This window comes from Pseudomonas mandelii, from assembly GCF_900106065.1.
GTDB lineage: Bacteria > Pseudomonadota > Gammaproteobacteria > Pseudomonadales > Pseudomonadaceae > Aquipseudomonas > Aquipseudomonas mandelii.
On the sequence record NZ_LT629796.1, the window covers coordinates 836884 to 859328 of the forward strand.

Consider the following 22445-nt stretch of genomic DNA (forward strand, 5'->3'; position numbering starts at 1 on the left):
GAAGATCGAACGCGCAATGCCCATTTCGTTTTAGCAAGCGCCATTGAGCGCAGAGAGAGCCTGTATGACCGTCACCCTCAAAACCCCCGAGGACATCGCAAAGATGCGTGTCGCCGGCAAACTGGCCGCCGATGTGCTGGAAATGATTGCCGAACATGTCAAGCCGGGGATCACCACCGAAGAGCTGGACCGCATCTGCCACGACTACATCGTCAACGAGCAGAAAGCCATCCCTGCCCCGCTCAACTACAAAGGCTACCCGAAGTCGATCTGCACCTCGATCAACCACGTGGTCTGCCACGGCATCCCGAACGAGAAGCCGCTGAAGGATGGCGACACCCTGAACATCGACGTCACCGTCATCAAGGACGGTTTCCACGGCGACACCAGCCGCATGTTCCACGTCGGCAGCGTGCCGGTCTGGGCCGAGCGCCTGTCGCAAGTGACTCAGGAATGCATGTACAAGGCCATCGAGATCGTCAAACCCGGCTGCCGCCTGGGCGACATCGGTGAAATCATCCAGAAACACGCTGAAAAGAACGGTTTCTCGGTGGTTCGCGAGTTCTGCGGCCATGGCATCGGCAAGGTGTTTCACGAAGAGCCGCAAATCCTGCATTACGGCCGCGCCGGCACCGGCATGGAGCTGAAAGCGGGCATGACCTTCACCATCGAGCCGATGATTAACCAGGGCAAGGCTGACACCAAGGTATTGGGCGACGGCTGGACCGCGATCACCAAGGACCGCAAGTTGTCGGCCCAGTGGGAGCACACCCTGCTGGTGACCGAGACCGGTTACGAGATCTTCACCTTGCGCGCCGATGACACCATCCCGCGCGTTTCGGCCTGATCCGAACCCAGGCAGCTCCCAGCCTAATAGATAGATAGGAAAGCCAATCGATGCCGCAGGTGGATCCCGAACTCTTCGACCGCGGCCAGTTCCAGGCTGAACTGGCCCTGAAGGCAAGCCCGATCGCGGCCTTCAAGAAGGCGATCCGCCAGGCCCGCGAGGTGCTCGACGGGCGCTTTCGCAGCGGCCGGGACATTCGCCGGCTGATCGAGGATCGCGCCTGGTTCGTCGATAACATCCTGCAAAAAGCCTGGGAGCAGTTCAACTGGAGCGAAGACGCCGACATCGCGCTGGTCGCGGTCGGTGGCTACGGTCGCGGTGAGTTGCACCCTTATTCCGACATCGACCTGCTGATCCTGCTGGACAGCGCCGATCACGAAGTTTTCCGCGATTCCATCGAGCGTTTTCTGACGCTGTTGTGGGACATCGGCCTGGAAGTCGGCCAGAGCGTTCGCTCGGTGGACGAATGCGCCATTGAAGCCCGCGCCGACCTGACGGTGGTCACCAACCTGATGGAAAGCCGCACCATCTGCGGTCCCGAGCGTTTGCGCCAACGCATGCTTGACGTCACCAGCACCGCGCACATGTGGCCGAGCAAGGAGTTCTTCCTGGCCAAGCGTGCCGAGCAAAAGGCCCGTCACCACAAATACAACGACACCGAATACAACCTGGAACCCAACGTCAAAGGTTCGCCCGGCGGCCTGCGGGACATTCAGACGATTCTGTGGGTGGCCCGTCGCGAATACGGCACCCTGAACCTGCGAGCACTGGCTGGCGAAGGCTTTCTGGTCGAAAGCGAAAACGCCCTGCTCGCCTCGTCCCAGGAGTTTTTGTGGAAGGTCCGGTACGCGCTGCACATGCTCGCCGGTCGTTCCGAAGACCGCTTGCTGTTCGACCACCAGCGCTCGATTGCCGGGCTACTGGGTTTCGAGGGCGATGACGCCAAGCAAGCCATCGAAAACTTCATGCAGCAGTATTACCGGGTGGTCATGAGCATTGCCCAGCTCAGCGACCTCATCATTCAGCACTTCGAAGAAGTCATCCTCGCCCCGGAAGACGAAGCGCCGCCGCAGCCGATCAACTCGCGGTTCCAGCTACACGATGGCTATATCGAAGCGCGCAACGACAACGTGTTCCGTCGCACGCCGTTCGCCATGCTCGAGATCTTCGTGCTGATGGCCCAGCAACCGGAAATCAAAGGCGTGCGCGCCGACACCATTCGTCTGCTGCGCGAGCACCGTCACCTGATCGACGACGATTTCCGCAACGACATTCGCAACACCAGCCTGTTCATCGAGCTGTTCAAGTGCAAGATCGGTATCCACCGCAACCTGCGCCGGATGAACCGCTACGGCATCCTCGGGCGTTACCTGCCGGAGTTCGGCTTCATTGTCGGGCAGATGCAACACGACCTCTTTCATATCTATACGGTCGACGCCCACACCCTGAATCTGATCAAGCACCTGCGCAAGTTGCAGTACACCCAGGTATCGGAAAAATTCCCGCTGGCCAGCAAGCTCATGGCCAAGCTGCCCAAGCCCGAGCTGATTTACCTGGCAGGCCTGTACCACGACATCGGCAAAGGCCGGCATGGCGACCACTCGGAAATCGGCGCGGTGGATGCCGAAGCCTTTTGCCAGCGCCACCAATTGCCGGTATGGGACACTCGCCTGATCGTCTGGCTGGTGCAGAATCACCTGGTGATGTCGACCACCGCCCAGCGCAAGGACTTGTCCGACCCGCAGGTAATCCACGATTTCGCCCAGGCCGTCGGCGACGAAACCCGTCTCGACTACCTGTACGTATTGACCGTTGCCGACATCAACGCCACCAACCCGACCCTGTGGAACTCATGGCGCGCCAGCCTCTTGCGCCAGCTCTACACCGAGACCAAGCGCGCCTTGCGACGCGGCCTGGAAAACCCGGTGGACCGCGAAATGCAGATCCGCCAGACCCAGAGCGCCGCCCTGGATATCCTGGTGCGCGGCGGTACCGACCCGGACGATGTCGAACAGCTGTGGTCGCAACTGGGCGATGACTACTTCCTGCGTCACACCGCCGGCGACGTCGCCTGGCACAGTGACGCGATCCTCCAGCAACCGGCCGATGGCGGGCCGCTGGTGTTGATCAAGGAAACCACCCAGCGTGAATTCGAGGGGGGTACGCAGATCTTCATCTACGCACCTGACCAGCATGATTTCTTCGCCGTGACCGTGGCCGCGATGGACCAGCTCAACCTGAACATTCACGACGCCCGGGTCATCACCTCCAGCAGCCAGTTCACCCTCGACACCTATATCGTGCTCGACACTGACGGCGACTCGATCGGTGATAACCCGGCGCGGGTCAAACAGATCCGCGAGGGTCTGACCGAAGCCCTGCGCAACCCGGACGACTACCCGACCATCATCCAGCGCCGCGTGCCGCGTCAGCTCAAGCATTTCGCGTTTGCGCCACAGGTGACGATCCACAACGACGCTCAACGTCCGGTGACGGTGCTGGAACTCAGTGCTCCGGACCGTCCGGGTCTGCTGGCGCGGATCGGCACGATCTTCCTCGAGTTCGACCTGTCGCTGCAGAACGCCAAGATTGCGACCTTGGGCGAACGCGTGGAAGACGTGTTCTTTATCACCGACGCGAACAACCAGCCATTGTCCGACCCGCTGCTGTGTACCCGCTTGCAAGATGCGATCGTTGAACAGCTGACCGTCAGTAACGAACCCGATATCAAATTGTCACGCATCAGTATCTGAACTCACAATTTTCCCCTGTGGGAGCGAGCCTGCTCGCGATAGCGGAGGGTCAGTCAACATCATCGTTTCTGACACACCGCCTTCGCGAGCAGGCTCGCTCCCACAATGAACGAGGCCCCCTCATGAACAACGCTCTGAACCAGTTGCAGCCCTACCCGTTCGAGAAGCTCCGCGCCCTGCTCGGCAGCGTCACGCCAAACCCGGAAAAGCGCGCCATCGCGCTGTCCATCGGCGAACCGAAGCACCGTTCGCCAAGTTTTGTCGCTGAAGCCCTGGCAAGCAATCTGGATCAGATGGCCGTGTACCCGACCACCCTCGGCATTCCCGCCCTGCGTGAAGCTATCGCTGCATGGTGTGAACGCCGCTTCAGCGTTCCGACCGGCTGGCTCGACCCGGCGCGCAACGTGTTGCCAGTCAATGGCACCCGAGAAGCACTGTTTGCCTTCACCCAGACCGTGGTCAACCGTGGCGAAGACGCGCTGGTGGTCAGCCCGAATCCGTTCTATCAGATCTACGAAGGCGCGGCATTCCTCGCCGGGGCCAAGCCGCACTATCTGCCGTGCCTGGACGAAAACGGCTTCAACCCGGATTTCGACGCTGTCTCGCCGGACATCTGGAAACGCTGCCAGATCCTGTTCCTGTGCTCGCCAGGCAACCCGACCGGCGCGCTGATTCCGCTCGACACCCTGAAAAAACTGATCGCCCTGGCTGACGAATACGACTTCGTGATCGCCGCTGACGAATGCTACAGCGAGCTGTATTTCGACGAACAGACACCGCCGCCGGGCCTGCTCAGCGCTTGCGTGGAACTGGGCCGCAAGGACTTCAAACGCTGCGTGGTGTTCCACAGCCTGTCCAAGCGCTCCAACCTGCCGGGCCTGCGTTCAGGTTTTGTCGCCGGTGACGCCGACATCCTCAAGGGCTTCCTGCTCTATCGCACCTACCACGGCTGCGCTATGCCCGTTCAAACCCAACTGGCCAGCGTCGCCGCGTGGAATGACGAAGTACATGTGCGCGCCAACCGTGCGCTGTACCGCGAGAAGTACGATGCGGTGCTGGCAATCCTCAGCCCGGTGATGGATGTGCAGCGTCCGGATGGTGGTTTTTACCTGTGGCCGAATGTTGAAGGCGATGACGAGGCGTTCTGCCGTGATCTGTTTGTGGAAGAACACGTGACCGTGGTGCCGGGTTCTTATCTGTCCCGCGCAGTTGATGGCTTCAACCCGGGCGCAGGCCGTGTACGCTTGGCGCTGGTTGCGCCACTGGCAGAATGCATAGAAGCCGCAGAACGCATCCGCGCCTTTATTACGCGTCATAAATAACACTGACACCCCGCGCCATACCCCATGGCGCGGGGCTTGTTTATAAAGCCGAACTCACCCCGTTACAGACATTCAAATTACTTGAATGCACTTCTTACCAGTAGCACTTCTGCATACTCGAAATAAAAGAAACCACCCAGCATATATAGCCACTCCTAAATATATAACCACACAAATAACCTTTAGTATTCACGACGCACAACACAACACCATCAAACCAAAACATACTGAAACACCACAATATTCGCTACTTGCCTTTATATCAATTACAACTTATCGAACGCAAAACACATGTAACTGCCATGCGAGCAGTTTTTTTTGCACCTTAAAAACATCAAAATATTTAAACACCCACAAGTAGCAATAATATATGAATATCCCAAAACCCTGCTGCCGTACTTACAGCCTCAACGATGCCGGCTCTACTACTAACGCCTCCGAAGCACTCGATCACGAGGCTATTGGCAACTCCCTTTCCCGCACGACACGAAGCGTCGCGGCGCCCGCCAAATTCTGGACCAACGGCCAAACGCTGCGCATTGCTATCACACGCTATGACGAAGCCATGTTCCAGACCGTCGTCGCCGCCATCAACCAATGGGCGCCCCACGTAAACCTGAACTTTGAATTCATCGAGCTGGACGATAACGACGAGTTGTATGACGGGGACATACGAATATTACTGTCTCACTTCAAAGATGGCGCAGGCAGCTCTGTCATTGGGACAGACGCACGAAACATTCTCCCGCACCTGCCCACAATGGTGCTGGGCACCGACTACCAGTCTTCTTTTTTCACGGTAGCTGCCATGCATGAGTTCGGCCATGCACTAGGGGTTGAACATGAACATCAGCATCCCGACGCGCCACTGGACTGGAATTTATCCGCTCTCTATCGCGAATTCAAAGAACACGGCTGGACCGAAGAAGAGATTTACCGGAATGTCCTGAAAAAATTTGATTACAGCCACACCCGGCAAACACCCTACGACCCGAAATCAATCATGCACTACGCCTTTCCTGCGAGTGTCATGTGGGACAAGATCGAAGTCCCTCAAAACAACCAACTGTCCGAGCAAGATATCAAGTTCATCAGCTCGGTTTACCCACGCTGAAAACCGTCAGGTCGACCCTTCGCTCATGCCTTCACTTGACCCAGGTTGGCCTCACTCAAATCCAGCTCACCCAACACTTCTCGCAACACGTCATCACCAATCTGGTGATGACGACTGAGTTTGTACAACTCCAGGCGCTGCGCTCGCAGCGCCTTCAACCGCAGACGCCGCTCCAGCAAGTCCATCTGAAAGGCCAATGCCTGGGCCTCGGCCGAGTCATTGAAGACCTCCAGTTGATGCCGATATTCGGACATGATCCGCGCTTTGAGTTCGACGGCCAACGCGGCCTCGGCCGCATCCGCGGGCTTGGCTTCCTCGACTTCCAGTGCATGAATCGCCGCTTCAGCGGTTTTGCGCCAGGCATCACGCACTTCATTGCGGCGCTTGTCGTCAGGGCTTTTTTCGATGCCGCGCAGCAACAGCGGCAAAGCGATGCAGGCGGCGATCAGGGACAGCAGAATCACCCCGGCGGCGATGAAGATCAGCAGATCCCGCTCGGGGAATGCGTCGCCGCCCATCAGCAGCGGCACCGAAAGCACGCCTGCCAGTGTCACCGCCCCGCGTACGCCACCGACCGTCAGCAGCCAGCAGGAGCGCGCGGTCGGCACTTGAGTCACTTCGCCTTTACCGCGCAGGCGTCGCAGCAAAACAGACAAGCGCCAGATGCTCTGCACCCAGACAAACCGCAACAACAGCAGCACCAGAAAAATCGCCACTACGTCCAGACAGCGATACAGCAACGTCGGCCATAGCGATGTTTCGTGGCTGACCACCGCCTTGATGATGTCCGGCAGTTGCAATCCCAGCAGCAGGAAGATCAAGCCGTTGAAAGCAAACTCAAGCAACGACCAGACGCTGCGGTTGAGCAATCGAGTGCTGGTCTGGCGCGGGAGCAGGTCGAGCCAGCTCTGCATCATCCCCGCAGCCACGGCGGACAAGATGCCGGAAGCGCCAAGACGCTCAGCCAGCACATAAGCCGCGAACGGCAGCAGCAACATGAACACCACATGCGTCGCCGGATCATCCCAGCCGCGAGCGATCATCCAGGAACGCAGGCGTCCCACCAGCCAGCTCAAGGCCACACCGACGGCCAGGCCGCCGAGCGCCACCAGCACAAAGGTCACACTGGCATTCGCCAGCGAAAACACCCCGGTCACCGCTGCGGCCAACGCAAACTTGAACGTCACCAGGCCCGTGGCATCGTTCATCAACGCCTCGCCTTGCAGCATGTGCATCAGCGGCGTCGGCAAACGGTTCTGGGAAATCGCCGAGACCGCCACGGCATCCGTCGGCGACAGCACGGCCGCCAGCGCAAAGGCCACCGGCAGAGGAATACTCGGCAACAACCAGTGTATGAAATAGCCAGCGCCGACCACCGTAAACAACACCAGCCCCACCGCCAGGGTAAGGATCGGCCCGCGCAGGCGCCACAGTTCACGTTTGGGCATACGCCAGCCGTCGGAGAACAGCAGCGGCGGCAGGAACAGAAAGAGAAACAATTCCGGATCCAGCGCCACATGCAAACCCAGGGTCGGCCAGGCGAGCAACGCACCCGCGGCAATTTGCACCAAGGGCAACGGCAGCGGGATCACCCGTCCGATCAGGCGTGAAAGGCCCACCAGCATCAGCAGGATCAGGACGGTGTAGGCGGTTTGCATAAAGCGCGGTTCCCAGGTAATCGACAGCATTGAAGTGCCATATTAGCCGCTTAGACTGCGGGCTGACCGTTGCACCAATGTCGCATCACCCTGAAACAGCGCAAACCCAGCGGGCTTACGATGACTAAACGACCGCGGCCGCCGCGAAACCGTCCGGTCATGGCATAATCCTTCACCTTTTATTTCCAGCACCTGCAAAGGGGGCAATTCCTTGACCGTTTCAAGCAAAACGTTGCACCTTTTCGGCATCAAAGCCTGCGACACCATGAAAAAGGCGCGCACCTGGCTCGATGAACACGCTGTCAGCTATGACTTCCATGATTACAAGACGGCCGGAATCGACCGTGAACACCTGACCCAATGGTGCGACGAGCACGGCTGGCAAGTGGTGTTGAACCGTGCAGGCACGACCTTTCGCAAGCTCGACGACGAACGCAAAGCCGATCTCGACCAAGCGAAAGCGATCGAACTGATGCTCGCACAACCCTCGATGATCAAGCGCCCGGTGCTCGATCTCGGTGACCGAACCCTGATTGGCTTCAAGCCAGATATCTACGCGGCGGCGCTCAAGTAAGCCTGCCCGTTCAATTTTGTTAGAGGTATTTACATGTCCACTACCCTGTTCAGCCTGGCCTTTGGTGTCGGCACTCAAAACCGTCAAGGCGCATGGCTGGAAGTGTTTTACGCACAGCCACTGCTTAACCCGTCGGCCGAACTGGTCGCGGCCATCGCGCCGGTTCTGGGCTACACCGAAGGCAATCAGGCCATCGCCTTCACTACCGCTCAGGCCTCGCAACTGGCTGAAGCGTTGAAAGGCGTCGATGCGGCACAAGCCGCCCTGTTGACCCGTCTGGCCGAGAGCCACAAGCCGTTGGTCGCGACCATCCTGGCCGAAGACGCCCAGTTGACCTCCACGCCTGAGGCTTACCTCAAGCTGCACCTGCTGTCCCATCGTCTGGTCAAGCCGCACGGCCTGAACCTGGCGGGCGTGTTCCCGCTGCTGCCGAACGTAGCCTGGACCAGCCAGGGCGCCATCGACCTGGCCGAACTGGCCGAGCATCAACTGGAAGCCCGTCTGCGCGGCGAGCTGCTGGAAGTGTTCTCGGTAGACAAGTTCCCGAAAATGACCGACTACGTGGTTCCGGCCGGCGTGCGTATCGCTGACGCGGCACGAATTCGTCTGGGCGCCTACGTCGGCGAAGGCACCACCGTGATGCACGAAGGTTTCGTCAACTTCAATGCCGGCACCGAAGGCCCGGGCATGATCGAAGGCCGCGTTTCCGCTGGCGTCTTCGTCGGCAAGGGTTCTGACCTGGGTGGCGGTTGCTCGACCATGGGCACCCTGTCGGGCGGCGGCAACATCGTGATCAAGGTGGGCGAAGGCTGCCTGATCGGCGCGAACGCCGGTATCGGCATTCCGTTGGGCGATCGCAACACCGTCGAGTCGGGCCTGTACGTGACCGCCGGTACCAAAGTCGCACTGCTGGACGAAAAGAACCAGCTGGTGAAAGTCGTGAAGGCCCGTGAACTCGCTGGCCAACCTGACTTGCTGTTCCGTCGCAATTCGGAAACCGGTGCCGTGGAATGCAAAACCCACAAATCGGCGATCGAACTGAACGAAGCGCTGCACGCTCACAACTAAGCGGCGTCACACGGAATACCCTGTAGGAGCCAAGCTTGCTCGCGAAGGGGCCCTTGAGGCCGCCAAAAGCTTCGCGCCTACAGGTTCGGCGTAGACCAGACCATCAGGTCAGGTGTTCACCCGCCCATGTTGACCAGGGCCCGACAGCATGATGATTCTCTCTCCCTGGCGCGCCGACTTTCCGGCTATCGCCGCGCTCCAACGGCAAGACCAGACCTATCTGGATAACGCCGCCACCACGCAAAAACCTCAAGCCTTGCTGGATGCGCTGACGCATTACTACACCAACGGCGCGGCCAACGTACATCGGGCGCAACACTTGCCCGGCGCCCATGCCACCCAGGCATTCGAGGCCAGCCGCAGCAAAGTCGCGCAATGGCTGAATGCCGGCGATTGCGGGCAGATCATCTTTACCCACGGCGCGACCTCCGCGCTGAACCTCCTGGCCTATGGCCTTGAGCATCTATTCAATCCGGGCGATGAGATTGTCATCAGCGCCCTGGAGCATCACGCCAACCTGCTGCCGTGGCAGCAACTGGCGCACCGGCGCGACTTGAAACTGGTGGTCCTGCCGTTGGACGCCGACGGGGTGATCGACCTCGACGCCGCCACACAATTGATCGGCCCACGAACCCGTTTGCTGGCGGTCAGTCAGCTGTCGAATGTGCTCGGTGTCTGGCAGCCGTTACCCGCCTTGCTGGCGATGGCCAAGGCGCACGACGCGTTGACCGTGGTCGATGGCGCGCAAGGCGTGGTTCATGGTCGGCATGACGTGCAGGCGCTGGGTTGCGACTTCTATGTATTTTCCAGCCACAAACTCTATGGCCCCGACGGTCTGGGCGTGCTGTTCGGTCGCCATGAGGCGCTGAAACAACTGCGCCATTGGCAGTTCGGCGGTGAAATGGTGCTGGATGCGGATTACCACAGCGCACGCTTTCGCCCCGCGCCTCTGGGTTTCGAGGCCGGTACTCCGCCGATTGCCGGTGTGATCGGCCTGGGGGCGACGCTGGATTATCTCGCGGGGCTTGATCAGGACGCGGTCTCGGCCCATGAAGCGGCGCTGCATGACTATTTATTAAAGGGGCTTGAAGCGCGTAATGGCATTCGACTGCTGGGCAAACCGCAATTGGCGTTGGCCAGTTTTGTCGTCGAGGGTGTGCATAACTCTGACCTGGCGCATTTGCTGACCGAACAGGGCATCGCCGTGCGCGCCGGTCATCACTGTGCGATGCCGTTGCTCAAAAGCTTCGAACTGGCCGGGGCGATCCGGGTGTCGTTGGCGCTGTACAACGACTCCGAAGACCTCGAACGGTTCTTTGAAGCGCTGGATCAGGCGCTGGAGTTGTTGCGATGAGCTTACCGGCTGATGCCGTCATGGCACTCGACACCTTTCAGGCTGCCGCCGGTTGGGAGCAGCGGGCGCGGCTGCTGATGCAATGGGGCGACCGTCTGCCTGCGTTGAGTGATGTGGATAAAGTCGACGCCAACCGCGTGCATGGCTGTGAAAGTCAGGTGTGGCTGGTGGGTTCGTTGAATGACGGTCACTGGCAGTTTGCAGCGAGCAGCGATGCGCGGTTGATTCGCGGGTTGGTGGCGTTGCTGCTGGCGCGGGTCAACGGCTTGTCGGCGGATGAGTTGCGCCAGGTGGATTTGCCGGAGTGGTTCAATCAGCTTGGGCTTTCGCGGCAACTGTCGCCTTCGCGCAGTAATGGCCTCAATGCGGTGCTGCAGCGGATGAATGAGTTGGCTGGTTAATCGCCATCGCGAGCAGGCTCGCTCCCACATTGGAACGCGTTCCCCTGTGGGAGCGAGCCTGCTCGCGATGAGGCCGACAACTGCAACCTTAAACCTCAGGCTTGACCCGATCCGCCGGCCGCCGTACACCCGCCACAATTTTATCCACAGCCTTGGTCGCCGCGACCATGCCGAACGTCGCCGTCACCATCATCACTGCGCCAAACCCGCCGGCGCAGTCGAGCTTCACGCCATCGCCGACAAAACTTTTCTGCAAACAGATGCTGCCATCCGGTTTCGGATAGCGCAGTTGCTCGGTCGAAAACACGCACGGCACGCTGTAATGACGCGTCACGGTACGCGAGAAGCCGTAGTCACGGCGCAGGGTCGAGCGCACTTTCGATGCCAACGGGTCATTGAAGGTGCGGTTCAAGTCGCAGACCTGGATCAGTGTCGGGTCGATCTGCCCGCCTGCCCCGCCGGTAGTAATGATCTGGATCTTGCGGCGCTTGCACCAGGCGATCAGCGCTGCCTTGGCATTCACGCTGTCGATGCAATCGATCACGCAGTCGATGTTTGGCGTGATGTACTCGGCCATGGTCTCGCGCGTCACAAAATCCGCCACCGCGTGCACCGTGCAGTCCGGGTTGATCCCGCGTAACCGCTCTGCCATCACCTCGACTTTGGGTTTGCCGACAGTGCTGTCCAGCGCGTGCAGTTGGCGGTTGGCGTTGCTGACGCAAACGTCGTCCAGGTCAAACAGCGAAATCTCGCCGACGCCACAACGGGCAATGGCTTCCGCTGCCCAGGAACCGACGCCACCGACACCGACGATGGCCACATGGGCTGCGCGCAGACGCTCCAAGCCTTCGATGCCATACAAACGGGCGATGCCTGCAAACCGCGGATCTTCTGTACTCATGACCATAACCCCAAAAACCGGCGCGCATTATAGGGCCAGACAGCGACAAGATCTAAGTTCCCGCGACAAGTGTAAGAACTTATGCGAAACGGGATTGCCAAACGTAGGGCATTTCCCTGTCAGCTATACGCTCAGGGAATGCCCGGTGTAGGATGCGCGCCCCTTGGCACACGCCGACCGGTCCTTCGTTCCACAGCCTTTGGAACCTGAAATAGCTATGTCATCGCGTAAATTTGGACTCAACCTGGTCGTGGTGCTCGCCATCGCCGCCTTGTTTACCGGCTTCTGGGCGCTGATCAATCGCCCGGTCACCGCCCCCAACTGGCCCGAACAGATCTCCGGCTTCTCGTACTCGCCGTTCCAGCAAGGCCAGTATCCGCAGAAGGAGCAATACCCGACCGACGATGAAATGCGTCGCGACCTGGAGATCATGAGCAAGCTGACGGACAACATCCGTACTTACTCGGTCGACGGCTCCCTGGGAGACATTCCCAAACTGGCGGAAGAATTCGGCCTGCGGGTCACCCTCGGTATCTGGATCAGCCCGGACGAGGAACGCAACGAGCGTGAGATCCTGCGTGCCATCGAACTCGCCAACACCTCCCGCAGCGTGGTTCGCGTGGTTGTAGGCAACGAGGCGATCTTCCGTAAGGAAATTACCGCCGCGGAACTCAGCATCATTCTGGATCGCGTCCGCGCGGCAGTGAAAGTGCCGGTGACCACGTCCGAGCAATGGCACGTATGGGAAGAAAACCCGAGCCTGGCCAAGCACGTCGACCTGATCGCTGCCCACGTCTTGCCGTATTGGGAACATGTGCCGATGGAGCAATCCGGGCAGTTCGTACTCGACCGTGCCCGTGATCTGAAAAAGATGTTCCCGAAAAAACCGCTGTTGCTGTCGGAAGTCGGCTGGCCGAGCAACGGCCGTATGCGCGGAGGCGCCGATGCGTCGCCGGCAGACCAGGCGATTTACCTGCGCACGCTGGTCAACAAGCTCAACCGCCAGGGTTTCAACTATTTCGTGATCGAAGCGTTTGACCAACCCTGGAAGGCCAGCGACGAAGGTTCGGTGGGCGCTTACTGGGGTGTTTTCAACGCCGCGCGCCAGCAGAAATTCAACTTCGAAGGCCCGGTTGTCGCGATTCCGCAATGGCGCGTGCTGGCGGTCGGCTCGGTGGTCCTGGCGCTGCTGTCCCTGACCCTGCTGATGATCGACGGCTCGGCGCTGCGTCAACGCGGCCGTACCTTCCTGACCTTTATCGCCTTCCTCTGCGGATCGGTGCTGGTGTGGATCGGTTACGACTACAGCCTGCAATACAGCACCTGGTTCAGCCTGACGATAGGATTTCTCCTTGCCTTGGGCGCACTCGGGGTCTTTATCGTATTGCTGACCGAGGCGCATGAACTGGCCGAAGCGGTCTGGACCCACAAGCGTCGGCGCGAATTCCTGCCGGTGGTGGGCGAATCGGACTACCGACCGAAAGTGTCGATTCACGTCCCTTGCTACAACGAGCCGCCGGAGATGGTCAAACAGACCCTCAACGCCCTGGCCAACCTCGACTATCCGGACTTCGAAGTCCTGATCATCGACAACAACACCAAGGACCCGGCGGTCTGGGAACCGGTGCGCGATTACTGCGCAACCCTGGGCCCGCGTTTCAAGTTCTTCCACGTCGCGCCACTGGCCGGCTTCAAGGGTGGCGCGCTGAATTACCTGATTCCGCACACCGCCAAGGATGCCGAAGTGATTGCGGTGATCGACTCGGACTACTGCGTCGACCCGAACTGGCTCAAGCACATGGTGCCGCACTTCGCCGACCCGAAAATCGCCGTGGTGCAGTCGCCGCAGGATTACCGCGATCAGAACGAAAGCACGTTCAAGAAGCTCTGCTACGCGGAATACAAAGGCTTCTTCCACATCGGCATGGTCACCCGCAACGACCGTGACGCGATCATCCAGCACGGCACCATGACCATGACCCGACGTTCGGTGCTCGAGGAACTGGGCTGGGCCGACTGGTGCATCTGTGAAGACGCCGAGTTGGGTCTGCGGGTGTTCGAAAAAGGCCTGTCGGCGGCGTATTACCACACCAGCTACGGCAAAGGCCTGATGCCCGATACCTTTATCGACTTCAAGAAACAGCGTTTCCGCTGGGCTTACGGTGCGATTCAGATCATCAAGCGTCATACCACCAGCCTGCTGCGCGGCAAAGGCAGCGAGCTGACCCGTGGCCAGCGTTACCACTTCCTCGCGGGCTGGTTGCCGTGGGTAGCGGACGGCATGAACATCTTCTTCACCGTGGGCGCCCTGTTGTGGTCGGCGGCGATGATTATCGTGCCGCAGCGGGTCGATCCGCCGTTGCTGATTTTCGCCATCCCGCCGTTGGCGCTGTTCGTATTCAAGGTGGGCAAGATCATCTTCCTCTACCGTCGTGCGGTCGGGGTCAACCTCAAGGATGCGTTCTGCGCGGCGCTGGCCGGGCTGGCGTTGTCGCACACCATCGCCAAAGCAGTGCTGTACGGTTTCTTCACCAGCAGCATTCCGTTTTTCCGCACACCAAAGAACGCCGATAACCACGGCTTCTGGGTGGCGATTTCGGAGGCGCGCGAAGAGGTGTTCATCATGCTGCTGTTGTGGGGTGCGGCGCTGGGGATTTACCTGGTGAACGGCATGCCGAGCAACGACATGCGCTTCTGGGTGACCATGTTGCTGGTGCAGTCGCTGCCGTACCTGGCGGCGCTGATCATGGCGTTCCTGTCTTCGCTGCCGAAACCGGTGGCCGAAGCCGCGACCGCACCGGCTGTCTAAATCAGTACAGATGCACTAAACGGCGGCCAATGGCCGCCGTTTTGCTTTAAGATAACCGCCATTTTGCGCGCCTTGCCTCAATTCCTGTAGGAGCGAGGCTTGCCCGCGAATGAAGCGACTCGGTGTAACAGATACACCTCACTATCGTTCTTCGCGGGCAAGCCTCGCTCCTACAAATAAAGCTCCGGAGTCTTACATGACGGCCCACGCCGACCTTTCGCCGACCCTTCAACTCGCCATCGACCTGATCCGCCGTCCGTCCGTGACGCCGGTCGACGCCGATTGCCAGAAGCAGATGATGCAGCGCCTGGGCGATGCCGGTTTCACCCTGGAGCCGATGCGCATCGAAGATGTGGATAACTTCTGGGCGACCCACGGTAAACACGACGGCCCGGTGCTGTGCTTCGCCGGACACACCGACGTGGTGCCGACCGGCCCGGTGTCTGCCTGGCAGATCGACCCGTTCAACGCGCTGATCGACGAACACGGCATGCTCTGCGGTCGTGGCGCGGCCGACATGAAAGGCAGCCTGGCCTCCATGACCGTGGCCGCCGAGCGCTTCGTCGCCGACTACCCGGATCACAAGGGCAAGGTCGCGTTCCTGATCACCAGCGACGAAGAAGGCCCGGCGCACCATGGCACCAAGGCCGTGGTTGAACGCCTCGCCGCGCGCAAGGAACGTCTGGACTGGTGCATCGTCGGCGAACCATCGAGCACTACATTGGTGGGTGACGTGGTCAAGAACGGCCGTCGCGGTTCACTCGGTGCCAAGCTGACCGTTCGCGGTGTGCAAGGTCACGTGGCGTATCCACACCTGGCGAAGAACCCGATCCACCTCGCTGCCCCGGCCCTGGCCGAACTGGCCGCCGAGCATTGGGACCACGGCAACGATTTCTTCCCGCCGACCAGTTTCCAGATTTCCAACGTCAATTCCGGCACCGGCGCGACCAACGTGATTCCGGGCGACCTGGTGGCGGTGTTCAACTTCCGCTTCTCCACCGAGTCCACCGTTGAAGGCCTGCAAAAGCGCGTCGCCGACATCCTCGACAAACATGGCCTGGACTGGCACATCGACTGGGCATTGTCCGGCCTGCCGTTCCTGACCGAGCCGGGTGCATTGCTGGATGCCGTGGCGTCGAGCATCAAGGACATCACCGGGCGTGAAACCAAAGCCTCCACCAGCGGTGGCACCTCCGACGGGCGCTTCATCGCAACCATGGGCACCCAAGTGGTTGAACTGGGCCCGGTCAACGCGACGATTCACCAGGTCAACGAGCGTGTACTGGCCGCCGACCTCGATGTGCTGACCGAAATCTACTACCAGACCCTGATCAAGTTGCTCGCCTGATGCTCGCCTGCCCGATCTGCAGCGAACCGCTCAACGCGGTGGACAACGGCGTGGCCTGCCCCGCCGGGCATCGTTTCGACCGTGCGCGGCAGGGTTACCTGAATCTGCTGCCAGTGCAGCACAAGAACAGCCGCGACCCTGGGGATAACCTCGCCATGGTCGAGGCCCGTCGCGACTTCCTGAACGCCGGCCATTACGCGCCGGTGGCCAAGCGCCTGGCCGAACTGGCCGCGCAGTACGCGCCCCAGCGCTGGCTGGACATCGGTTGCGGCGAGGGTTACTACACCGCGCAAATTGCCGAAGCCCTGCCCAATGCCGATGGCTATGCACTGGACATCTCCCGCGAAGCAGTCAAACGCGCCTGCAAACGCAATCCGCAGCTGACCTGGTTGATCGCCAGCATGGCCCGGGTGCCGTTGGCCTCGGGGAGCTGCCAGTTTCTCGCCAGCGTCTTCAGTCCGCTGGATTGGGAAGAAGCCAAACGCCTGCTCAGCCCCGGCGGCGGCTTGATGAAAGTCGGGCCGACCAGCGGCCACCTGATGGAATTGCGCGAGCGGCTGTACGACGAAGTCCGTGAATACACCGACGACAAGCATCTGGCCCTGGTGCCGGAAGGCATGGCGCTGCAACACAGCGAATCCCTGGAGTTCAAACTGACACTTTCAAATGGCCAGGATCGCGCCAACCTGCTGGCCATGACGCCACACGGCTGGCGTGCCAGTGCCGAACGCCGGACGGCGGTCATCGAGCAGGCGGAGCCGTTCGAGGTCACCGTGTCGATGCGCTACGATTATTTCGTACTTCAATAATTTTTGGTCTTGAGCAACAGCTTGAGGCCGGCTAAATCCGCGAATGGATTTTTCAAGACCGCAGTGAGGACATCCATGCGCCAACCCGATATCGAGATTTACCTGAAAGACGCTGACGTCGACTACAAGGCCGTTGCAGACTGGCTTAGCGAAGCGTTGGGTCAGTGCAGTGAATGGGTCAAGAAGGGCCAGACCTACAAGTGCAAGGCCGGCAACGTGTCGGTCACCTGGCTGCCCAAAGCCGTGGGCAAATGGAACAGCCTGTTCCTGGACAGCGACCAGACCCCGTGGGAAGACGACATCGCCTGCGCCCGCGCCGCGTTTGCCGCACTGAATGTCGAAGTGCGTTGCGCACCGGGCAGCTGGGTTGAGGAAGAAGGTGAAGAAACGGCCGATCGCTGGATGCGCATCAGCGCTGACGGTGAAGAAGAAATCATCTGGAAAACCGCGTAATCCACGTTCCCACAAAACCTGTAGGAGCGAGGCTTGCCCGCGAAGCTTTTAGCGCCAGTGATGACGCCTTCGCGGGCAAGCCTCGCTCCCACAGGTTTTTTGTGTGATCTGAGGAGTGGGGTTACAAACCCACCACATCCTCTGCCTGCAAGCCTTTCTCGCCGGTCACCACGGCGTATTCCACCTGCTGACCTTCAGCCAGCGAGCGATGCCCTTCACCGCGGATCGCGCGGTAGTGCACGAACACGTCCACCCCGTCCTCGCGCTGAATGAAGCCGTAGCCCTTGGCGTCGTTGAACCACTTCACATTGCCGGTTTCGCGCGTAGCCATGAATCGATACCCCCTTCTTTTTATTGTTGAGGCGCCGAGTATATGACAGGCGCCAAAACTCTCAACTCAACTTTACTTACCCGCTTTTTTGCCGATTTTCGACGAATACGGCACACTATCGGCCGCCCGAGCAATTGCTTGGTTTTACTCACTCACGCAGAAGCCGTATGACCCGTTCCCCGTTCCGCCGTCTTGTTTTTGGCACCCTGCGCCGACTGCTCTATCTCTGGGTTCGCTCGGAGACGATCAACCAGTCGTCGTTCACCCTCAACCTCGACCGCAGTCGTCCGGTGTTCTACGTCCTGCAAAACCCTTCGCTGACCGACCTGGCCGTGGTCGACACCGAATGCAGCAAAGCCGGCCTGCCCCGTCCGGTGCTGCCTGTGTCGGTGGGTAATCTGGTGGAACCCGCCGCATTTTTCTACCTGACACCGGAGCCCGACTGGCTCGGCCGACAGGACAAACGTGGTGCGCCGCCCACCCTGACCCGCTTGGTCAGTGCCCTGAGCCAGAACGCCGCCGAAGACGCGCAGATCATTCCGGTCAGCGTGTTCTGGGGGCAGTCACCCGACAGCGAATCGAGCCCGTGGAAATTGCTCTTCGCCGACAGTTGGGCCGTTACCGGTCGCCTGCGTCGGTTGCTGAGCGTCATCGTGCTGGGGCGCAAGACCCGCGTGCAGTTCTCGGCACCGATTCACTTGCGAGAGCTGATCGACCACAACAAAGGCCACGAGCGCACGGTGCGCATGGCCCAGCGGATCCTGCGGGTGCACTTCCGCAACCTGAAAGCCGCGGTGATCGGCCCAGACATTTCCCACCGTCGCAACCTGGTCAAAGGCCTGCTCAATCAACCGCTGGTCAAGCAAGCGATCCTCGACGAAGCCGAGCGCGAGAACATCTCCCCGGAGAAAGCCAAGGCCCAGGCCCTGCGCTATGGCAACGAGATCGCTTCGGACTACACCTACACCGCGATCCGCTTCCTGGAAGTAGTGCTGAGCTGGTTCTGGAACAAGATCTACGACGGCATCAAGGTCAACCACATCGAAGGCGTGCAGAAAGTTGCCCAAGGCCACGAAGTGATTTACGTGCCGTGCCACCGCAGCCACATCGACTACCTGTTGCTGTCCTATTTACTGTTCCGCAATGGCCTGACCCCGCCGCACATCGCCGCCGGGATCAACCTCAACATGCCGGTGATCGGCAGCCTGCTGCGCCGTGGCGGCGCGTTCTTCATGCGCCGCACCTTCAAGGGCAACCCGCTGTACACCTCGGTATTCAACGAATACCTGCACACTCTGTTCACCAAAGGTTTCCCGGTCGAGTACTTCGTCGAGGGCGGCCGCTCGCGCACCGGGCGCATGCTGCAACCGAAAACCGGGATGCTGGCAATTACCCTGCGCAGCTTCCTGCGTTCATCGCGCATGCCCATCGTGTTCATTCCGGTCTACATCGGCTACGAGCGTGTGCTGGAAGGCCGAACCTACCTCGGCGAACTGCGTGGTGCGAGCAAGAAGAAAGAATCGATCTTCGACATCTTCAAAGTCATCGGTGCGCTCAAGCAGCGTTTCGGCCAGGTGGCGGTGAACTTCGGCGAACCGATCAAACTCGCGGAATTCCTCGACAGCGAACAGCCCGACTGGCGTAAACAGGAACTCGGCCCGCAGTTCAAACCGGCCTGGCTCAACGAAACCACCAACCGTCTCGGCGAAAAAGTCGCACAGCATCTGAACGAGGCGGCGGCGATCAACCCGGTCAACCTGGTGGCCCTGGCGTTGCTGTCCACCACCCGCCTGGCGCTGGATGATCGCGCCATGGCGCGGGTGCTTGATTTGTATCTGGCGCTGTTGCGCAAGGTCCCGTATTCGCCGCACACCACGCTGCCGGACGGTGACGGCCGGGCGTTGATCGAGCATGTGAAGGACATGGACCTGTTGTCCGAGCAAAGCGATGCCCTGGGCAAGATTTTGTATCTGGACGAGCAGAACGCCGTCCTCATGACCTACTACCGCAATAACGTGCTGCACATCTTCGCCCTGCCCGCCTTGCTCGCGAGTTTCTTCCAGAGCGCCTCGCGCATGAGCCGCGAACAGATCCTGCGCTACACCCGGGCGTTGTATCCGTACCTGCAATCGGAGCTGTTCATTCGCTGGTCGCTGGACGAGCTGGATGGCGTGATCGATCAATGGCTCGAAGCGTTCGTCGAGCAAGGTCTGCTGCGTTTCGAGAATGATGTCTACCTGCGCCCGGCGCCGAGTTCGCGGCATTTCGTGTTGCTGACGTTGTTGTCGAAGAGCATCGCCCAGACACTACAACGCTTCTACATGACCGTGTCCCTGCTGCTCAACAGCGGCCAGAACAGCATCAGCGCCGAAGAACTGGAAGACCTGTGCACCGTCATGGCCCAGCGCCTGTCGATCCTGCACGGGCTGAATGCCCCGGAGTTCTTCGACAAGAGCCTGTTCCGCCACTTCATTCAAACCATGCTGGATCTTGACGTGCTCAAACGCGACGAAGCCGGCAAGCTGAGTTATCACGAACTGCTGGGCGAACTGGCCGAAGGCGCGGCGAAACGGGTGTTGCCGGCGGAGATCCGTTTGTCGATCCGTCAGGTGGCGTTGCATCGCAGCGAAGATGCGGCGGATCAGGTCGCCCCTCAGCCCGAGGCTTAATGTAATCCCTGTGGGAGCGAGCTTGCTCGCGCCCACATTGACCGGAGATCGGCGATGAAAAAACTCTCTTTGTTGGCAATGACCACTTTATTGGGCGCCTGTCAGACGATGCAACCCGCCGCTAAAACCGCCCTCGATGGCGAAGTCTTCTACCTGCAACGCATTGCCCTGCCACCGAGTGCCACCTTAAGCGTCAGCTTGCAGGACGTGTCCCTGGCCGATGCACCTGCCGTGGTCCTCGACGAACAGAAAGGCCCGGTCAAAGGCCAGGTGCCGCTGCCGTTTCATCTGAGTTACGATCCGGCCCAGGTCAAACCCGGCCATCGCTACTCCGTCAGCGCGCGCATCGAAGTCGGCGGCAAACTGATGTTCATCACCACCGAACACCACGCCGTACAGCTGGATGGCAGCGATCCGCAGCCACTGAAAATCCGCGTCGACGCCATTCGCTAATGTCTCTTTTTTGAACAAGGAAGCCGCCATGCTCCGCCCTACCCTTCGCTTTGCCGGCCTGTGTGCAGGCTTGATGATCTCCGCCAGCGCACTGGCGCTGTCGCTCAATGACCTGTCGCAAAAAGACGCCACCGGTGGCCTCAAGGATGCCCTGACCCAAAGCGCGCAACTGGCCGTCAAACAACTCGGCACGCCGGGCGGCTTCAGCAACAACCCGGACGTGAAAATCGAACTGCCGGGCAAACTGGGCAAAGTCGCCAGCAAAATGAAACAGTTCGGCATGGGCGATCAGGTCACTGAGCTGGAAACCAGCATGAACAAAGCGGCCGAAACCGCCGTGACCCAGGCTCAGCCAATACTGGTGGATGCCGTGAAGAAGATGAGCGTCGATGACGCCAAAGGGATTCTCAGCGGCGGCAACGACTCGGCCACCCAGTACCTGAGCAAAACCAGCCGCGAACAGATTCGGGTCAAGTTCCTGCCGATCGTGAAACAAGCCACCGATCAGGTCGGCCTGGCCAAGCAATACAACACCTTCGCAGGCCAGGCAGCGACCATGGGCGTGCTGGATACCAAGAACGCCAACATCGAAAGCTACGTGACCGAGCAGGCACTGAACGGCTTGTTCGAGATGATCGGCAAACAGGAAGAAGCCATTCGCAAGAACCCTGCGGCGGCGGCGACGAGTCTGGCGAAGAAAGTCTTTGGTACGCTTTAATTCCAGGCAATTGAAACTCGCAAAAAAGCCCACTGGTCTTTACAGGTCAGTGGGCTTTTTCCGTTTGCGCTACTGGTGCGGATCAACCTGATCCAGAACGCGATTTACCGATAACTCCGCCAGCGAAATCATCTGTTGAACCGCCAACATAAGATTGCATGTCGGTCCGTTCAGACCGAAGGCTAACTCACTGGCCATCACATTTGCCGAAGCGAGGGTTTCGCAGGCGTGAGCCAAAAGGGTTTCGGAATCAACGTTGGGGGCGACGACGAAAACCGAGCTGGGACGACGGTCAGCTTTAGCCTTTTTTTCGGGTGGTGGCGCCAAATAGTGATCAAGAGCGCGAATTGCCGCGTCGTGGAGTTTTTTGGAATCGAGAAAGGCGTAAGGGGAAACCGGGTCGGTTTCTTTTTCCAGTTCTGCTTCCGTGTCTGGAGGATTTGGGCTGTCTTTAATCATCGTGTAACTCCTGAAGTAGTGGAGCTGTCACCGTTCGCTGCGAAACGAACATAAGGTGGCAGCTGTACGCAGGTTCGCAGACCGGGACTTCAGGAACCCGGCAGACCCGAAGATCTCCCGCGCACAGCCGCCATAACACAGGCATAAAAAAACGCCCGCTTTCGGATGGTGGACGCTGTGCGTCTGAAGTTTAACCGGGCTGCGAAACCCGGTCGCTGCTTTTTGCAGCGACACCCAAAAGCCTAGAGATCGCGCTTCTGACAGACAACCTGAAAATTTCGTGGGAAGGTTCTGATGTTTTGGCAGATCTTTAAACATAGTCGCCTGCCAGATCGCCATCGCGGGCAAGCCCGCTCCCACAGGGTTTTGTGTCGTACACGGTATTTGTATTCAGAAGATTAACT

General features: G+C 59.7%; 19 protein-coding genes. 15 read left to right on the forward strand and 4 right to left on the reverse strand.

The window, feature by feature from the left end:
* Positions 1-64: 64 nt before the first annotated feature.
* From map to BLU63_RS03875, 4 genes are all read left to right on the forward strand, one after another.
* The gene (map, locus tag BLU63_RS03860) at positions 65-847 is read left to right on the forward strand and encodes a type I methionyl aminopeptidase (protein WP_010462836.1); all 783 of its coding nucleotides are present in this window, start codon (positions 65-67) and stop codon (positions 845-847) included.
* A 50-nt stretch (positions 848-897) separates the two neighbouring features.
* Entirely contained in the window at positions 898-3600 is a 2703-nt protein-coding gene (locus tag BLU63_RS03865; RefSeq protein WP_010462838.1) for a [protein-PII] uridylyltransferase, read from the forward strand.
* 122 nt (positions 3601-3722) lie between these two features.
* On the forward strand, positions 3723-4922 hold the full coding sequence (gene dapC / locus BLU63_RS03870; protein ID WP_077748327.1) for a succinyldiaminopimelate transaminase: 1200 nt from the start codon (positions 3723-3725) through the stop codon (positions 4920-4922).
* A 370-nt stretch (positions 4923-5292) separates the two neighbouring features.
* Positions 5293-6036, forward strand: a complete 744-nt coding sequence (locus tag BLU63_RS03875) for a M12 family metallopeptidase (protein ID WP_083374916.1) — start codon at positions 5293-5295, stop codon at positions 6034-6036.
* A gap of 23 nt (positions 6037-6059) precedes the next feature.
* Here the strand turns inward: BLU63_RS03875 and BLU63_RS03880 are convergent, their stop codons facing one another.
* The gene (locus BLU63_RS03880; RefSeq protein ID WP_010462844.1) at positions 6060-7694 is read right to left on the reverse strand and encodes a Na+/H+ antiporter; all 1635 of its coding nucleotides are present in this window, start codon (positions 7692-7694) and stop codon (positions 6060-6062) included.
* A 211-nt stretch (positions 7695-7905) separates the two neighbouring features.
* Between BLU63_RS03880 and BLU63_RS03885 the strand changes: the two genes are divergently transcribed.
* The 4 genes from BLU63_RS03885 to BLU63_RS03900 all read left to right on the forward strand — a co-directional run bounded on the left by BLU63_RS03885 (position 7906) and on the right by BLU63_RS03900 (position 11091).
* Complete coding sequence (locus tag BLU63_RS03885) at positions 7906-8268, forward strand: ArsC family reductase (RefSeq protein ID WP_010462846.1); 363 nt, start codon at positions 7906-7908, stop codon at positions 8266-8268.
* A gap of 33 nt (positions 8269-8301) precedes the next feature.
* On the forward strand, positions 8302-9336 hold the full coding sequence (dapD, locus tag BLU63_RS03890) for a 2,3,4,5-tetrahydropyridine-2,6-dicarboxylate N-succinyltransferase (protein ID WP_077748325.1): 1035 nt from the start codon (positions 8302-8304) through the stop codon (positions 9334-9336).
* 148 nt (positions 9337-9484) lie between these two features.
* Entirely contained in the window at positions 9485-10690 is a 1206-nt protein-coding gene (locus BLU63_RS03895) for an aminotransferase class V-fold PLP-dependent enzyme (RefSeq protein WP_083374917.1), read from the forward strand.
* Positions 10687-11091, forward strand: a complete 405-nt coding sequence (locus tag BLU63_RS03900; RefSeq protein WP_010462851.1) for a SufE family protein — start codon at positions 10687-10689, stop codon at positions 11089-11091. Before BLU63_RS03895 ends, BLU63_RS03900 begins: the two co-directional genes overlap by 4 nt.
* An 88-nt stretch (positions 11092-11179) precedes the next feature.
* Here BLU63_RS03900 and tcdA read toward each other — a convergent pair whose 3' ends face one another.
* On the reverse strand, positions 11180-11992 hold the full coding sequence (gene tcdA, locus BLU63_RS03905; protein ID WP_010462854.1) for a tRNA cyclic N6-threonylcarbamoyladenosine(37) synthase TcdA: 813 nt from the start codon (positions 11990-11992) through the stop codon (positions 11180-11182).
* A 217-nt stretch (positions 11993-12209) separates the two neighbouring features.
* On the opposite strand from tcdA, the gene BLU63_RS03910 reads away from it, so the two are divergent.
* From BLU63_RS03910 to BLU63_RS03925, 4 genes are all read left to right on the forward strand, one after another.
* Positions 12210-14801, forward strand: a complete 2592-nt coding sequence (locus BLU63_RS03910; protein WP_010462855.1) for a glycosyltransferase — start codon at positions 12210-12212, stop codon at positions 14799-14801.
* Positions 14802-14997: 196 nt separating this feature from the next.
* Entirely contained in the window at positions 14998-16149 is a 1152-nt protein-coding gene (gene dapE, locus BLU63_RS03915) for a succinyl-diaminopimelate desuccinylase (RefSeq protein WP_010462857.1), read from the forward strand.
* Positions 16149-16958, forward strand: a complete 810-nt coding sequence (locus tag BLU63_RS03920; protein WP_083374918.1) for a putative RNA methyltransferase — start codon at positions 16149-16151, stop codon at positions 16956-16958. The genes dapE and BLU63_RS03920 overlap by 1 nt, the downstream gene beginning before the upstream one ends.
* A gap of 75 nt (positions 16959-17033) precedes the next feature.
* Positions 17034-17411, forward strand: a complete 378-nt coding sequence (locus BLU63_RS03925; protein WP_010462860.1) for a hypothetical protein — start codon at positions 17034-17036, stop codon at positions 17409-17411.
* Positions 17412-17532: 121 nt separating this feature from the next.
* Here the strand turns inward: BLU63_RS03925 and BLU63_RS03930 are convergent, their stop codons facing one another.
* The gene (locus BLU63_RS03930) at positions 17533-17742 is read right to left on the reverse strand and encodes a cold-shock protein (RefSeq protein WP_010462862.1); all 210 of its coding nucleotides are present in this window, start codon (positions 17740-17742) and stop codon (positions 17533-17535) included.
* A 167-nt stretch (positions 17743-17909) separates the two neighbouring features.
* Between BLU63_RS03930 and plsB the strand changes: the two genes are divergently transcribed.
* Genes plsB through BLU63_RS03945 form a run of 3 tightly spaced genes read left to right on the forward strand, consistent with a single transcriptional unit; the run spans position 17910 to position 21582 of the window.
* Positions 17910-20411, forward strand: coding sequence for a glycerol-3-phosphate 1-O-acyltransferase PlsB (plsB, locus tag BLU63_RS03935; protein ID WP_077748320.1), 2502 nt, complete (start codon positions 17910-17912; stop codon positions 20409-20411).
* 54 nt (positions 20412-20465) lie between these two features.
* Positions 20466-20864: a YbaY family lipoprotein gene (locus tag BLU63_RS03940; RefSeq protein WP_010462866.1), complete on the forward strand. Its 399-nt coding sequence runs from the start codon at positions 20466-20468 to the stop codon at positions 20862-20864.
* Positions 20865-20892: 28 nt separating this feature from the next.
* Complete coding sequence (locus BLU63_RS03945) at positions 20893-21582, forward strand: DUF4197 domain-containing protein (RefSeq protein WP_083374919.1); 690 nt, start codon at positions 20893-20895, stop codon at positions 21580-21582.
* Between the two features lie 69 nt (positions 21583-21651).
* Here the strand turns inward: BLU63_RS03945 and BLU63_RS03950 are convergent, their stop codons facing one another.
* On the reverse strand, positions 21652-22041 hold the full coding sequence (locus BLU63_RS03950; protein ID WP_083374920.1) for a DUF6124 family protein: 390 nt from the start codon (positions 22039-22041) through the stop codon (positions 21652-21654).
* Positions 22042-22445 lie beyond the last annotated feature (404 nt).

Excerpts from the sequence above, each read along its gene's own strand:
- BLU63_RS03895 (WP_083374917.1), top strand. The coding sequence starts at position 9,485 with ATGATGATTCTCTCTCCCTGGCGCGCCGACTTTCCGGCTATCGCCGCG.
- BLU63_RS03940 (WP_010462866.1), top strand. The coding sequence starts at position 20,466 with ATGAAAAAACTCTCTTTGTTGGCAATGACCACTTTATTGGGCGCCTGT.
- dapE (WP_010462857.1), top strand. The coding sequence starts at position 14,998 with ATGACGGCCCACGCCGACCTTTCGCCGACCCTTCAACTCGCCATCGAC.
- BLU63_RS03920 (WP_083374918.1), top strand. The coding sequence starts at position 16,149 with ATGCTCGCCTGCCCGATCTGCAGCGAACCGCTCAACGCGGTGGACAAC.
- dapD (WP_077748325.1), top strand. The coding sequence starts at position 8,302 with ATGTCCACTACCCTGTTCAGCCTGGCCTTTGGTGTCGGCACTCAAAAC.
- BLU63_RS03865 (WP_010462838.1), top strand. The coding sequence starts at position 898 with ATGCCGCAGGTGGATCCCGAACTCTTCGACCGCGGCCAGTTCCAGGCT.
- tcdA (WP_010462854.1), bottom strand. The coding sequence starts at position 11,992 with ATGAGTACAGAAGATCCGCGGTTTGCAGGCATCGCCCGTTTGTATGGC.
- BLU63_RS03900 (WP_010462851.1), top strand. The coding sequence starts at position 10,687 with ATGAGCTTACCGGCTGATGCCGTCATGGCACTCGACACCTTTCAGGCT.
- plsB (WP_077748320.1), top strand. The coding sequence starts at position 17,910 with ATGACCCGTTCCCCGTTCCGCCGTCTTGTTTTTGGCACCCTGCGCCGA.
- BLU63_RS03930 (WP_010462862.1), bottom strand. The coding sequence starts at position 17,742 with ATGGCTACGCGCGAAACCGGCAATGTGAAGTGGTTCAACGACGCCAAG.
- BLU63_RS03910 (WP_010462855.1), top strand. The coding sequence starts at position 12,210 with ATGTCATCGCGTAAATTTGGACTCAACCTGGTCGTGGTGCTCGCCATC.
- dapC (WP_077748327.1), top strand. The coding sequence starts at position 3,723 with ATGAACAACGCTCTGAACCAGTTGCAGCCCTACCCGTTCGAGAAGCTC.
- BLU63_RS03880 (WP_010462844.1), bottom strand. The coding sequence starts at position 7,694 with ATGCAAACCGCCTACACCGTCCTGATCCTGCTGATGCTGGTGGGCCTT.
- BLU63_RS03875 (WP_083374916.1), top strand. The coding sequence starts at position 5,293 with ATGAATATCCCAAAACCCTGCTGCCGTACTTACAGCCTCAACGATGCC.
- BLU63_RS03925 (WP_010462860.1), top strand. The coding sequence starts at position 17,034 with ATGCGCCAACCCGATATCGAGATTTACCTGAAAGACGCTGACGTCGAC.
- BLU63_RS03950 (WP_083374920.1), bottom strand. The coding sequence starts at position 22,041 with ATGATTAAAGACAGCCCAAATCCTCCAGACACGGAAGCAGAACTGGAA.
- BLU63_RS03945 (WP_083374919.1), top strand. The coding sequence starts at position 20,893 with ATGCTCCGCCCTACCCTTCGCTTTGCCGGCCTGTGTGCAGGCTTGATG.
- map (WP_010462836.1), top strand. The coding sequence starts at position 65 with ATGACCGTCACCCTCAAAACCCCCGAGGACATCGCAAAGATGCGTGTC.